This window comes from Streptomyces hamibioticus (genome assembly GCF_047946815.1).
Lineage (GTDB): Bacteria > Actinomycetota > Actinomycetes > Streptomycetales > Streptomycetaceae > Streptomyces.
This window is the reverse complement of the sequence record NZ_JBKKQY010000001.1, coordinates 4,810,771-4,823,499: the sequence shown is the minus strand read 5'-3', so window position 1 is coordinate 4,823,499 and position 12,729 is coordinate 4,810,771. Positions and strand designations below refer to the sequence as shown.

Annotated in this window: 12 protein-coding genes and 1 tRNA gene; 10 read left to right on the top strand and 3 right to left on the bottom strand. The window is 70.4% G+C overall.

Going from position 1 to position 12,729, the window contains the following annotated elements:
* The first annotated feature begins 41 nt into the window (after positions 1-41).
* From ACLGIH_RS21980 to glmS, 3 genes are all read left to right on the top strand, one after another.
* A complete protein-coding gene (locus ACLGIH_RS21980) occupies positions 42-914 on the top strand; it encodes a DUF4429 domain-containing protein (protein WP_416526973.1) in 873 nt (290 codons plus the stop codon).
* A gap of 76 nt (positions 915-990) precedes the next feature.
* A complete protein-coding gene (locus ACLGIH_RS21975) occupies positions 991-1,248 on the top strand; it encodes a hypothetical protein (RefSeq protein ID WP_416526972.1) in 258 nt (85 codons plus the stop codon).
* A gap of 13 nt (positions 1,249-1,261) precedes the next feature.
* Entirely contained in the window at positions 1,262-3,079 is a 1,818-nt protein-coding gene (gene glmS, locus ACLGIH_RS21970; RefSeq protein ID WP_416526971.1) for a glutamine--fructose-6-phosphate transaminase (isomerizing), read from the top strand.
* A gap of 196 nt (positions 3,080-3,275) precedes the next feature.
* Here glmS and ACLGIH_RS21965 read toward each other — a convergent pair whose 3' ends face one another.
* Together ACLGIH_RS21965 and ACLGIH_RS21960 are read right to left on the bottom strand one after the other, a co-directional pair.
* Positions 3,276-3,845, bottom strand: a complete 570-nt coding sequence (locus tag ACLGIH_RS21965; RefSeq protein WP_416526970.1) for a GPR1/FUN34/YaaH family transporter — start codon at positions 3,843-3,845, stop codon at positions 3,276-3,278.
* A 172-nt stretch (positions 3,846-4,017) separates the two neighbouring features.
* Positions 4,018-4,545 carry a universal stress protein gene (locus ACLGIH_RS21960; RefSeq protein ID WP_416526969.1) on the bottom strand — a complete coding sequence of 176 codons (528 nt, stop codon included), beginning with the start codon at positions 4,543-4,545 and terminating at the stop codon, positions 4,018-4,020.
* Positions 4,546-4,850: 305 nt separating this feature from the next.
* Between ACLGIH_RS21960 and ACLGIH_RS21955 the strand changes: the two genes are divergently transcribed.
* The 4 genes from ACLGIH_RS21955 (at position 4,851) to ACLGIH_RS21940 (ending at position 7,780) form a co-directional block, all read left to right on the top strand.
* Positions 4,851-5,228 carry a hypothetical protein gene (locus ACLGIH_RS21955; protein WP_416526968.1) on the top strand — a complete coding sequence of 126 codons (378 nt, stop codon included), beginning with the start codon at positions 4,851-4,853 and terminating at the stop codon, positions 5,226-5,228.
* A gap of 387 nt (positions 5,229-5,615) precedes the next feature.
* Positions 5,616-6,869: a helix-turn-helix domain-containing protein gene (locus tag ACLGIH_RS21950; RefSeq protein ID WP_416526967.1), complete on the top strand. Its 1,254-nt coding sequence runs from the start codon at positions 5,616-5,618 to the stop codon at positions 6,867-6,869.
* A 111-nt stretch (positions 6,870-6,980) separates the two neighbouring features.
* Positions 6,981-7,583 (top strand): oligoribonuclease, encoded by a 603-nt coding sequence (gene orn / locus ACLGIH_RS21945; RefSeq protein ID WP_416526966.1) that lies wholly within the window; start codon positions 6,981-6,983, stop codon positions 7,581-7,583.
* 124 nt (positions 7,584-7,707) lie between these two features.
* Positions 7,708-7,780, top strand: a tRNA-His gene (locus ACLGIH_RS21940).
* Positions 7,781-7,869: 89 nt separating this feature from the next.
* On the opposite strand, the gene ACLGIH_RS21935 is transcribed toward ACLGIH_RS21940, so the two are convergent.
* Complete coding sequence (locus ACLGIH_RS21935) at positions 7,870-8,925, bottom strand: LacI family DNA-binding transcriptional regulator (protein ID WP_416526965.1); 1,056 nt, start codon at positions 8,923-8,925, stop codon at positions 7,870-7,872.
* A 361-nt stretch (positions 8,926-9,286) separates the two neighbouring features.
* On the opposite strand from ACLGIH_RS21935, the gene ACLGIH_RS21930 reads away from it, so the two are divergent.
* Genes ACLGIH_RS21930 through ACLGIH_RS21920 form a run of 3 tightly spaced genes read left to right on the top strand, consistent with a single transcriptional unit; the run spans position 9,287 to position 12,582 of the window.
* Positions 9,287-10,642: an ABC transporter substrate-binding protein gene (locus tag ACLGIH_RS21930; protein WP_416526964.1), complete on the top strand. Its 1,356-nt coding sequence runs from the start codon at positions 9,287-9,289 to the stop codon at positions 10,640-10,642.
* Between the two features lie 5 nt (positions 10,643-10,647).
* The gene (locus tag ACLGIH_RS21925; protein ID WP_416529447.1) at positions 10,648-11,661 is read left to right on the top strand and encodes a carbohydrate ABC transporter permease; all 1,014 of its coding nucleotides are present in this window, start codon (positions 10,648-10,650) and stop codon (positions 11,659-11,661) included.
* Between the two features lie 12 nt (positions 11,662-11,673).
* On the top strand, positions 11,674-12,582 hold the full coding sequence (locus tag ACLGIH_RS21920) for a carbohydrate ABC transporter permease (protein WP_416526963.1): 909 nt from the start codon (positions 11,674-11,676) through the stop codon (positions 12,580-12,582).
* Positions 12,583-12,729 lie beyond the last annotated feature (147 nt).

Sequence of the window (12,729 nt, the reverse complement as noted above, 5' to 3'; positions counted from 1 at the left end):
CTGGACCACTGTGTACCTAATCTGATGAAACAATCCACCCCATGGCGGAAATCATCCAGAAGGACGGCACATGGACGTTCGACGGCGACGCCCTGCGGCTGACTCCCGGACGGGACAAGAACGTCGGTCTGCTGCGCAAGGAACTGGGTGAACTGGTCGTGCCCCTGGGCGCGTTGGCCGGGGTGTCGTTCGAGCAGGGCAGGAAGTCCGGGCGGCTCAGGCTGCGCCTGCGGGACGGCGCCGACCCCCTGCTGCACGCGACCGGCGGGCGGCTGACGGAACCCCACGACCCCTACCAACTCGTCGTGGAGTCCGACCGGTACGGCGTCGCCGAGTACTTCGTGGACGAGGTGCGCAACGCCCTGCTCCTGGAGCAGGTTCCCCCTGGCCCGGTGGACGCGTATCTGCTGCCGGGCCCGTCCGTGCCGCTGTCGGTGTCGGCCGGGGACGGCACGGCGAGCTTCGACGGCGAGCGGGTCCGCCTGGAGTGGAACTGGAAGACGGAGGACGCCAAGGTCGCCGCCGGGACCCGCACCCTGGGCCTGGCCGACATCGTCGCCGTGGAGTGGCACCCGGCGGTCGGTCTGGAGAACGGCTGCCTCCGCTTCACCGTGAGGAACGCGCCGACCAAGGCGCCGCCGAAGTACGACCCGAACGCGGTGGAGCTGTGGGGCTTCAAGAAGGACCCCCTGATGGCCCTGGTCGCCGCCGCCGTGCAGGCCCGCCTCCCGCACCCGGCCGGCCCCGCCGGACCCGACGCGGCCGCTCTCCCTGCGCAGCCGGCCCCCGCCGCCGAGGACGACCACGACGCCCTGCTCCGCCGGCTGCGCGAACTGGGCGAGCTGCGCCGCTCCGGGGTGCTGACCGATGACGAGTTCGCCCTCGCCAAGCAGGCGATCCTCAAACGAATGTGAGCGATGCGCGCAGAGCCCTGCCCGAAATCGGGCAGACTCCTTGCGAAAGCCACGCCGGTACCCCAGGATCTACCGGGTGCACGACGAACTCGTTGATCATCTGACGCGGTCCACCCCGCTGAGCCGGGGCGAGGCGCTGCGTGTGATCCAGGACGTGCTCGCCTACTTCGACGAGACGACCGAGGAGTACGTCCGTCGCCGCCACCGCGAACTCCAGGCCCGCGGCCTGGTGAACGCGACGATCTTCGAGCAGATCGCGGCGGACCTGAAATACCGGGCGGTGGCACCGCCGGAGCTGACGCTCCGCCAGCTGCGCCGCATCGTCTACGGCTGAGGAATGCGTATATATGTGCGGAATCGTCGGATACATCGGGAAGCGTGACGTCGCCCCGCTGCTGCTGGAGGGCCTCCAGCGGCTGGAGTACCGCGGCTACGACTCGGCCGGCATCGTGGTGACCTCCCCCAAGGCGTCCGGCCTGAAGATGGTCAAGGCCAAGGGCCGGGTCCGCGACCTGGAGGCCAAGGTCCCGGCGCGCTTCAAGGGCACCACCGGCATCGCCCACACCCGCTGGGCCACCCACGGCGCCCCGTCCGACGTGAACGCCCACCCGCACATGTCGGCCGACAACAAGGTCGCCGTCGTGCACAACGGCATCATCGACAACGCCTCCGACCTGCGCCGCAAGCTGGAGGCGGACGGCGTCGAGTTCCTCTCCGAGACCGACACCGAGGTCCTCACCCACCTGATCGCCCGCTCGGGGGCCGAGAAGCTGGAGGACAAGGTCCGCGAGACCCTCCGGGTGATCGAGGGCACCTACGGCATCGCCGTCATGCACGCCGACTTCCCCGACCGCATCGTGGTCGCCCGCAACGGCTCCCCGGTCGTGCTCGGCATCGGCGAGAAGGAGATGTTCGTCGCCTCGGACATCGCCGCCCTGGTCGCCCACACCCGCCAGATAGTCACCCTCGACGACGGCGAGATGGCCACCCTGAAGGCCGACGACTTCCGCACCTACACCACCGAGGGCACCCGCACCACCGCCGAGCCGACCACCGTGGAGTGGGAGGCGGCCTCCTACGACATGGGCGGCCACGACACCTACATGCACAAGGAGATCCACGAGCAGGCCGACGCCGTGGACCGCGTGCTGCGCGGCCGGATCGACGACCGCTTCTCCACCGTGCACCTCGGCGGCCTCAACCTGGACGCCCGCGAGGCCCGCCGGATCCGCCGGGTGAAGATCCTCGGCTGTGGCACCTCCTACCACGCGGGCATGATCGGCGCCCAGATGATCGAGGAGCTGGCCCGCATCCCCGCCGACGCCGAGCCGGCCTCGGAGTTCCGCTACCGCAACGCGGTCGTCGACCCCGACACCCTGTACGTCGCCGTCTCCCAGTCGGGTGAGACGTACGACGTGCTGGCGGCCGTGCAGGAGCTGAAGCGCAAGGGCGCCCGGGTCCTCGGCGTGGTCAACGTGGTCGGCTCGGCGATCGCCCGCGAGGCGGACGGCGGCATCTACGTGCACGCGGGCCCGGAGGTCTGCGTGGTGTCGACCAAGTGCTTCACCAACACCACGGTCGCCTTCGCCCTGCTCGCCCTCCACCTGGGACGCACCCGCGACCTGTCGGTCCGCGACGGCAAGCGGATCATCGCGGGTTTGCGGAAGCTGCCCGAGCAGATCTCCGAGATCATGAAGCAGGAGGAGGAGGTCAAGAAGCTGGCCCTGCAGTACGCCGAGGCCCGCTCGATGCTCTTCATCGGCCGCGTCAGGGGCTACCCGGTGGCCCGCGAGGCCTCCCTGAAGCTCAAGGAGGTCTCCTACATCCACGCCGAGGCCTACCCCGCCTCCGAGCTCAAGCACGGCCCGCTGGCCCTGATCGAGCCCGCCCTGCCGACGGTCGCGATCGTCCCGGACGACGACCTGCTCGAGAAGAACCGCGCCGCGATGGAGGAGATCAAGGCCCGCAGCGGCCAGATCCTCGCGGTGGCCCACCAGGCCGAGGCGAAGGCCGACCACACCATCGTCGTCCCGAAGAACGAGGACGAACTCGACCCGATCCTCATGGGCATCCCCCTCCAGCTCCTCGCCTACCACACGGCGTTGGCGCTGGGCAGGGACATCGACAAGCCCCGCAACCTCGCCAAGTCGGTGACGGTCGAGTAGCGCGCCACCGAACGGGCGCGGGTACCAGCTCGACGGCGGTCCGGCAGCGCCCTGCTTTTCAGGGGCGCGGGGAACTGCGCGAGCAACCGATCCCCCGCAGAGGCCGAACAGCCGAACGGCCCCCCACGTGTCGCCACCAGACACGCGGGGGGCCGTCCTCATCGCCGGGGGCCGCCCAACCCCCAGCCGGCGACAGCTAACCGGTGGCCGTCACCCCCCGGCCCGCACCGCGTCGCGACACGGCCGTCGGCCAGTGGGCCAACGCCGCCGTCGCCGCGTACCAGGCCACCGCTCCCGCGGCGACCGCGAACCAGCCGCCCGCCCTGGCGAGGCCCTCCGCGTCGGCGAAGCGCGCGATGGCGATCAGCAGCAGGGAGACGAAGAGCAGCCCGTAGGTGCCCTGACCGAGCATGTCGCCACCGGCGAAGGTCAGGGTGAGGGCCACGAGGGCGAACAACAGCAGGAAGAGTCCGGCGGCGTTGGCGGAGGCCTGACCGCCCGCCCCGGCGGCCCAGGTGAACCAGAGGGCACCGAGCGCGGCGAAGGCCGTCCCGGTGGCAGTGTCGCGGTCGCGGAACGCCATCAGGCCGGCGACGAAGAGGGCGACCCCGCCGACGTACTGGGCGACGGTCGCGGCGTCGGCCGCGCTCACCCCGCCGATCACGCCGGTGTGGCCGAGGCCGAAGGCCAACAGGGTGATGCCGAGGGCAAGTCGGCCGAAGATCGTGGTCGTGGTGGTGCTTCCCGCTGAGACGTCGTTGTCCACGGCGGGCTCCCTTCTTGCATGTGCAGTTGTGCGGTGACCCGTATATGCCCTTCACAAGGGCACAAACACCTCTACGGGCCAGTATTTTCAGGGAGTTCGCCAGGGGCGGGCCGTGCGTCGGCCGGAGACGGGAAAAGAGACGGGAAGCGGGAGACAGGAGGCGGGAAACGAGTCAGGGAATGACCACGACGGGCCGCTGCGCGCGCTTGGCGAGGCGTCCGGCGACGGAGCCGAAGATCCGGCCCACGATGCCGTGCGTGGAGCCGACGACGATCGCGTCGGCCTCGTACTCCCGCCCCACCTCTTCGAGTTCGTGGCAGATGTCGCCGCCGCGCTCGACCAGGATCCACGGCACCTCGGCGAGATAGTCCGCACAGGCCAGCTCCAGCCCCAGGACCTCGGTGCGGTGATCCGGCACGTCGACGAAGACGGGCGGCTCGCAGCCCGCCCACACCGTGGTGGGCAACCGGTTGGCCACATGGACGATGATCAGTCCCGCCGCCAGGCGCCGCGCCATGCCGATGGCGTACGCCAGGGCGCGCTCACTGGACATGGAGCCGTCGAAGCCGACGACCACTCCGTGCTTGAACGCGGGGTCGCACGCATGGCGTGGCTCTTCCGCCGCCAAGGGCTCGGCCGCCGTCGGGTCGGCGACGGGCCGCTTGCGGTCCGCGGGTTCGAAAAATTCGTGACCGGCCATGGCTGTCTCGGCGTTGTGATCCTTTATGGATGGGACGACAGTGTGCGGCGGAGCTGTGTCCGGGAACAACCTTCCCGACCCCATACCCCCAAGGGTACGGCGGCACTCCTCCTTCGCCCGGATCCCGCGACGCTCCGCCGCGGGGTTCACCGGAGCATGCACGAGGGTGCGTCCGTAACGCAATGGTTGCTGCGCTGTACAGGCGGTTTAGACAGTATTCAACCTTCGGCCACGTCCTTCGTGACCGACCGTGACCGCCGCCCCGGGCCGGCGTTGAACCCCGTGACCCACTCCAGGGAGCGCGCATGCCCGGACCCCGCCGCACCGAGACGCCCGGACCACTCGCCGGGGCTCGCGACGCCCGAGGACACCGACGCCGCCGCGGCTCTCGCGACTCCCGCGACCTCCGCTGCTCCCGAGGTCCCCGGAGCCCCCGAAGCCCCCGCCACTCCCGCGACGAGATCACCGGCCTGGTCCGCTGGGCCGCCTTCGGCTGCCTGCTGGTCCCGGTCGTCCTGCTGCTGTGCGGCGCCTCCCCCGCGGGCGCGGCTGGCCCCGCCCTCGGCCTGGCCGCCGTCACCACCGCCTGCCGGCTGCTGCTGCACCGGTCCGAACGCGTGGCCGCGCAGGCGGGGGCGCACCGCGGCGGTCGGCACGCCGGAGGGAACACACCGGGCGGTTGACCGGTTTCTGTGCACGCGCCCGTCTCTTTTCAGCCAACTTCTCGGACAGGGGTATCACCCGCCGAAACGACCCCCCAACCCCCGTTCCACCTGCACGGAAAGGGTCTCGGGGACCCTGCGCACCCTACGGGGATTAGCCACCACCACGAGGCGCACTTCCCTGCGACGCTCCGGAGTGCAACGCTTCGTGATCGAATGCTTTACGCCAAGTTGCCATGTCGACAATGTCCCAAGTGCCGAACCGGCCACCTGGGCGCGACAGGACACAGTAGATTCGATCTTGACTGTCTACGGCGGGGGACTCGTGCAGGACCGAGGGGAAACGTGTTGGAGCGACAGACCCGAAGGGATCAGGGCGCCGCGACCACCGAGGGGGGCTTAGCAGCCATGAGCCACGACTCCACCGCCGCGCCGGAAGCCACGGCCCGGAAGCTCTCCGGGCGCCGCCGCAAGGAGATCGTCGCGGTGCTGCTGTTCAGCGGCGGCCCCATCTTCGAGAGTTCCATACCGCTGTCGGTGTTCGGGATCGACCGCCAGGACGCCGGCGTGCCGCGCTACCGACTGCTGGTGTGCGGCGGCGAGGACGGCCCGCTGCGGACCACCGGGGGCCTGGAACTCACCGCACCACATGGCCTGGAGGCGATCTCCCGGGCGGGCACGGTCGTCGTGCCGGCCTGGCGCTCGATCACCTCGCCGCCACCTCAGGAGGCACTCGACGCACTGCGCCGGGCGCACGAGGAGGGGGCCCGCATCGTCGGGCTGTGCACGGGTGCCTTCGTGCTCGCCGCGGCGGGCCTGCTGGACGGCCGCCCCGCGACCACCCACTGGATGTACGCGCCGACGCTGGCCAAGCGCTACCCGTCGGTCCACGTCGACCCGCGGGAACTCTTCGTGGACGACGGAGACGTGCTGACCTCGGCCGGCACCGCGGCCGGCATCGACCTGTGTCTGCACATCGTGCGCACCGACCACGGCAACGAGGCGGCCGGAGCGCTCGCCCGCCGCCTGGTGGTGCCCCCGCGCCGCAGCGGCGGCCAGGAGCGCTACCTCGACAGGTCTTTACCGGAGGAGATCGGCGCCGACCCGCTCGCCGAGGTCGTCGCCTGGGCGCTGGAGCACCTCCACGAGCAGTTCGACGTGGAGACGCTGGCGGCACGGGCGTACATGAGCCGCCGCACCTTCGACCGCCGCTTCCGCTCACTGACGGGGAGTGCCCCGCTGCAGTGGCTGATCACCCAGCGGGTGCTCCAGGCGCAGCGCCTCCTGGAGACGTCCGACTACTCGGTGGACGAGGTCGCGGGCCGCTGCGGCTTCCGCTCGCCGGTGGCCCTGCGCGGCCACTTCCGCCGCCAGCTCGGCTCCTCCCCGGCGGCGTACCGGGCCGCGTACCGCGCCCGCCGGCCGCAGGGCGACCGCCCGGTGGAGACGGCTGACGCCGGTGCCGCGCACGTCGCCAGGACCGCGGGCCCGCCCGAGGGCCAGCAGCCGACCGCGCCGCCGCCCGACAGCCCGCTGCCGTTCCAGACCCGCCGCACGTCAGCACCGGTCCCGGCGTCGGCGACGACGGACAACGGCCGCGACCCCCGCGAGGCATACGTCCCGAGCCGTGCCAGCCTGCCGGGACAGCGCAGCGCGACGTGACGCGGGCGACGCCGGACGGGACCCCGTCCCGTCCGGCGTCCGCCCCCCGGCACGGCGCCCCGCCGCAACGCCGGGGATCCTTTGGGGGGGCACCGGCAATAAAGTGTTCGCATGAACGATCGCATGGTGTGGATCGACTGCGAGATGACCGGCCTCTCGCTGTCCGACGACGCGCTCATCGAGGTGGCCGCCCTCGTCACCGACTCCGAGCTGAACGTGCTCGGCGACGGTGTCGACATCGTCATCCGCCCGCCGGAACGGGCCCTGGAGACGATGCCGGAGGTGGTGCGTCAGATGCACACCGCTTCCGGACTGCTCGCCGAACTGCCGAACGGCACGACCCTGGCGGACGCCGAGGAACAGGTCCTGGCGTACGTGAAGAAGTACGTGAAGGAGCCCGGCAAGGCCCCGCTGTGCGGCAACTCCGTCGGCACCGACCGCGGCTTCCTGCTGCGGGACATGCCCACCCTGGAGGACTACCTCCACTACCGCATCGTCGACGTGTCCTCGATCAAGGAGCTGGCCCGCCGCTGGTACCCGCGGGCGTACTTCAACAGCCCCGAGAAGAACGGCAACCACCGGGCACTCGCCGACATCCGCGAGTCCATCGCCGAACTGCGCTACTACCGCGAGGCCGTCTTCGTCCCGCAGCCCGGGCCCGACTCCGACGCCGCGAAGGCCATCGCCGCCAAGCACGTCCTGCCCGCCCAGTAGACGACCCCGGACGGGGCGCCGCGAAAGACGTGCGCGAGCACCCCTTCGGACCCTGTACACTTTTTCTCGGCCGGTCGGGGAAACCCACGGAACACCTCGTCAGAGGTTTCGGGCACCGGTCGTGGTGGGTGTAGCTCAGCTGGTAGAGCACCTGGTTGTGGTCCAGGAAGTCGCGGGTTCAAGTCCCGTCACTCACCCTGAGTGATCAGCCGGTGACCTTGGGAACAGGGTCGCCGGCTGATCTGCGTTTCCCCCCAGGGCCGCCCCCGGGAGTCGGCTCCGCCGATCACGACGAGGTGCGCGCCACCAGCTCCGTCGCCAGCACCACATGCTGCCGCTCCAGGCCCCGGGACGCCGCCGGGCGGCGGTCGGCGATCTCCGTCAGCAGCAGGTCGATCATCGCCCGGCCCATCTCCTCGATGGGCTGGCGGACGCTGGTCAGCGGCGGGTCCATGTGGCGGGCGATGGCCGAGTCGTCGTAGCCGACCAGCGCCACGTCGTCCGGGATGCGGCGGCCGGCCTCGCGCAGCACCTGGCGGGCGCCCGCAGCGGTGACGTCCGAGGCGGCGAAGACCGCGTCGAGATCGGCACACCGCTCCAGCAGCGCCGCCATCGCGCGGCGGCCCCCGTCCTCCGTGAAGTCCCCGGCCTCGATCAGCCGCTCGTCCACCGCCCGGCCCGCGTCCCGCAGGGCGTCGCGGTAGCCGTCGATGCGCCGCTGGGCGCCGTAGACGTCGAGGCGGCCGGTGATGTGGGCTATCCGGCGCCGCCCCCGGGCCACCAGGTGCTCGACCGCCGAGCGGGCGCCGCCGTAGTTGTCGGAGTCCACGGACGCCAGCGTCTCCCCGGCCGAGCGCGGGCCGCTGATCACCGCCGGTATCTCCAGTTGGCCCAGCAGGTCCGGCAGCGGGTCGTCGGCGTGCACCGAGACCAGCAGGACGCCGTCCACCCGGTGCGCGGCCAGGTACTGGGCGAGCCGCTGCCGCTCCCGGTCACTGCCCGCGAAGATCAGCAGCAGCTGCATCTCGGTGTCGGACAGCTCCGAGCCGACGCCCTTCAGCATGTCCGAGAAGTACGGCTCGGCGAAGAACCGGGTCTCCGGCTCGGGGACGACGAGGGCGATCGCGTCCGTGCGGTTGGCGGCCAGGGCGCGGGCCGCGGTGTTCGGGACGTAGCCGAGTTCCGCGACCGCCGCCTCGACGGCCGCGCGCGTCGCCTCGCTGACCCGGGGCGAGCCGTTGATCACCCGGGAGACCGTGCCGCGGCCGACGCCGGCGCGTGCCGCCACCTCTTCGAGGGTGGTCCGGCCACCACTCCGCCCGCGCGCTGTGTGGCTTGCCATGGGCTCCGCCTCCCGTCGAGACCCGCACTCTGCGGCTGGCCTGGAATTTAACAGGCCGACCGGGTCCCATGACCGGCCCCGGGCCACCGCCTCGGCCTCGGAGTACCGTCTCCTCGGCTCCTCCGGCCTCCAGTTAACAGGCAGATAACTGAACGCAGATCTCCGCGTCCACTCCCTTGACACCCCCGCCCGGACCCACGACTCTTCAACACATCACCTGTGGGAGCGCTCCCACGCTACCTCGCACATACACATCCCGCACGTTCCCCGCCCGAGCCGCAGCGACGAACGAAGATGAAGCAGCGGGCCCGACCATGCAGTTGGCCGGGGGGTCGGCACGTCAGGGCAACAGGAGGACGCAATGCGAGCAGCACGTACCCTCCCCCACTCTCGACTTCGCTCGAGCCGGGGAACCCCCATCGCCCGCAAGGCGCTGGTCGTCGCGGCCATCACATCGCTGGGCGCCGGGCTGCTGGTCGGCTGCGCCGACGACGGCGGGGACGAGTCCGGCTCGTCGTCGGGCGGCGGCAGCGGCAAGACCAAGATCACCCTTGGGCTGTTCGGGACCTTCGGGTTCGAGGAGGCCGGCCTCTACGAGGAGTACGAGAAGCTCAACCCGGACATCGACGTCGAGCAGACGGTCGTCGAGCGGAACGAGAACTACTATCCCGCCCTGGTCAACCACCTGACCACCAACAGCGGCCTGCAGGACATCCAGGGCGTCGAGGTCGGCAACATCGCCGAGATCGTGCAGACCCAGTCCGACAAGCTGATGGACCTGTCCGAGCACGGCAAGAAGAGCGACTTCCTGGACTGGAAGTGGCAGCAGGCCACCACCAAGGACGGCCGGACCATCGGCCTGGGCACCGATGTCGGCCCGATGGCCGTCTGCTACCGCAAGGACCTGTTCGAGAAGGCCGGTCTGCCCACCGACCGCGAGGAGGTCGGCAAGCTCTGGGCGGGCAGCTGGGACAAGTTCGTCGAGGTCGGCCGGGACTACCAGAAGAACGCCCCCGAGGGCACCACCTTCCTGGACTCCCCCGGTGGTCTGCTGAACGCCATCCTCAGCAGTGAGAAGGAGCGCTTCTACGACTCCTCCGGCGAGGTCATCTACAAGACCAACCCCGCCGTGAAGGACGCGTTCGACCTGACCGCGAAGGCCGCCGAGGACGGACTGATCGGCAACCAGACGCAGTTCCAGCCGGCCTGGGACACCACCATCGCCAACGGCAAGTTCGCCGCGATGTCCTGCCCGCCGTGGATGCTCGGCTACATCAAGGGCAAGTCGAAGCCGGAGGCGGCCGGCAAGTGGGACGTGGCCACGGCGCCGAAGTCCGGCAACTGGGGCGGCTCCTTCCTGACGGTGCCCAAGTCCGGCAAGAACGCCGAGGAGGCCGCCAAGCTCGCCGCCTGGCTGACCGCGCCCGAGCAGCAGGCCAAGCTGTTCGCCGTGCAGGGCAGCTTCCCGAGCGCGCAGACGGCGTACGAGCTGCCCGAGGTGAAGAACGCCACGAACGAGATGACCGGTGACGCCCCGATCGGCCAAATCTTCGCGGAGGCCGCCACGAGCAGCCCGGTCCAGGTCATCGGCCCGAAGGACCAGATCATCCAGCAGGGCCTGACCGACAACGGCGTCATCCTCGTCACCCAGGGCAAGTCGGCCGAGGAGGCCTGGGAGAACGCCGTGAAGACCATCGACAACAACCTGGACCAGTGACCGGAATGGCAACCAGGCACGACACCGCCGCGCCCCCCGCGAAGGAGGGGGGCGCGGCCCCGGGCCGTGGCCCGGCCGACGCGCCGTCCCCCGCGGAGGCGAAGAAGCGGGAGCGCCTGTCCCGCCGCTGGCAGCGGGACACGCGCTGGAGCCCGTACGCCTTCGTCTCGCCGTTCTTCCTGCTCTTCGCCGCGTTCGGTCTGTTCCCGCTCGTCTACACCGGCTGGGCGTCGCTGCACTCGGTGGAGCTGACCGCGCCCACCGACATGGAGTGGGCGGGCCTGCGCAACTACACCCGGATCTTCGACGACGACTTCTTCTGGAACGCGGCGAAGAACACGCTGATCATCGGCGTCATCTCCACGGTGCCACAGCTGCTCATGGCGATGGGCCTGGCGCACATCCTCAACTACAAGCTGCGGAACTCGACCTTCTACCGGGTCGTGATGCTGGCGCCGTACGCGACCTCGATCGCCGCCGCCTCACTCGTCTTCGTGCTGCTCTTCGGCCGCGACTACGGGATGATCAACTGGGCGCTGGGGTTCGTCGGCATCGACAACATCGACTGGCAGAACGACCACTGGGCCTCGAAGGTCGCCGTCTCCTCGATCGTCATCTGGCGCTGGACCGGCTACAACGCGCTGATCTACCTGGCGGCGATGCAGGCGATCCCGCAGGACCTGTACGAGTCGGCGGCGCTGGACGGCGCCAGCCGCTGGCAGCAGTTCTTCCACGTCACGCTGCCGTCGCTGCGCCCCACGATCCTGTTCACGGTCGTCGTGTCGACCATCGGCGCCTCGCAGCTGTTCGGCGAACCGCTGCTGTTCGACGCGAACAAGGGCGCCTCGGGCGGCCCCGAGCACCAGTTCCAGACGCTCGGCCTGTATCTGTACGAGCAGGGCTGGGTCAACCAGCACCTGGGCCGCGCCTCCGCGATCGCCTGGACGATGTTCCTGATCCTCATCGTGATCGGCATCGTCAACTACGTCATCTCGCGCCGGCTGCGCGCCAGTGGTTAAGGAGAACCGGCCGTGACGACGACCCTGACGAAACCTCCGGCCGATCCGGCCTCCCCGCCGCCGAAGCGGCCCCGGCGCTCGAAGTCGGCGCGCGCGGGCGGGCAACTGCACGCCGGGCCGATCGCGTACGTCATCCTCGCCCTGTTCACCATCGGCTCGCTGTTCCCGCTGGTGTGGACGGCGATCGCGGCGTCCCGCGACAACCAGCGGCTGGCGCAGACCCCGCCGCCGTTCTGGTTCGGCTCCAACCTGTTCGACAAGATGGAGATCGCCTGGACCGACGCCAACCTGGGCGAGGCGTTCCTCAACACCACCATCGTGGCGGGCGTCTCGTCGCTCACCATCGTCTTCCTGTCGACGATCGCCGGGTTCGCCTTCGCCAAGCTGCGGTTCAAGGGCCGCGGCGCGCTGATGCTGATCGTGATCGGCACGATGATGGTGCCGCCGCAGCTGAGCGTCATCCCGCTGTACATGATGGTCGCCAAGCTGGACTGGACCGACCAGCTCCAAGCGGTGATCCTCCCGTCGCTGGTGAGCGCCTTCGGGGTGTTCTTCATGCGGCAGTACCTGCTCCAGGCCCTGCCCGACGAGATCATCGAGGCCGCGCGGATGGACGGCGCGAGCAGCTGGCGCGTGGTGTGGCACGTGGTGTTCCCGGCGGCGCGGCCCGCGATGGCGGTGCTGGGCATGCTGATGTTCGTGCAGGTCTGGAACGACTTCCTGTGGCCGTTCCTGGTGCTGACACAGAGCGGCAACCCCACCGTGCAGGTAGCGGTGGCGGGCCTGGGCCGCGGCTACACCCCCGACCAGTCCCTGATCATGGCGGGCGCGCTGCTCGGCACGCTGCCGCTGCTGATCGTCTTCGCGATCTTCGGCAAGCAGATCGTGGGCGGCATCATGCAGGGCGCCGTCAAGGGCTGACGCCCCGGCTCCCGGGGGCCGGGCCACCGTCGTACCGGCCCCTTCCCGTCCCGCTCCGCCCTGCTTCCCCTCCGTCCCTCCCCAGTCCCTCCCCCCTCTTCCCCTTCCCCTTCCTGTGCCGTCGGCGTCCTCTTCGCCCGTCGGTCT

What these genes read in the sequence shown, in the direction of transcription:
- ACLGIH_RS21980 (WP_416526973.1), top strand. Translation starts at nt 42, where the DNA reads ATGGCGGAAATCATCCAGAAGGACGGCACATGGACGTTCGACGGCGAC.
- glmS (WP_416526971.1), top strand. Translation starts at nt 1,262, where the DNA reads ATGTGCGGAATCGTCGGATACATCGGGAAGCGTGACGTCGCCCCGCTG.
- ACLGIH_RS21960 (WP_416526969.1), bottom strand. Translation starts at nt 4,545, where the DNA reads ATGGCCGGTCACGAATTTTTCGAACCCGCGGACCGCAAGCGGCCCGTC.
- ACLGIH_RS21955 (WP_416526968.1), top strand. Translation starts at nt 4,851, where the DNA reads ATGCCCGGACCCCGCCGCACCGAGACGCCCGGACCACTCGCCGGGGCT.
- ACLGIH_RS21950 (WP_416526967.1), top strand. Translation starts at nt 5,616, where the DNA reads ATGAGCCACGACTCCACCGCCGCGCCGGAAGCCACGGCCCGGAAGCTC.
- orn (WP_416526966.1), top strand. Translation starts at nt 6,981, where the DNA reads ATGAACGATCGCATGGTGTGGATCGACTGCGAGATGACCGGCCTCTCG.
- ACLGIH_RS21935 (WP_416526965.1), bottom strand. Translation starts at nt 8,925, where the DNA reads ATGGCAAGCCACACAGCGCGCGGGCGGAGTGGTGGCCGGACCACCCTC.
- ACLGIH_RS21930 (WP_416526964.1), top strand. Translation starts at nt 9,287, where the DNA reads ATGCGAGCAGCACGTACCCTCCCCCACTCTCGACTTCGCTCGAGCCGG.
- ACLGIH_RS21925 (WP_416529447.1), top strand. Translation starts at nt 10,648, where the DNA reads ATGGCAACCAGGCACGACACCGCCGCGCCCCCCGCGAAGGAGGGGGGC.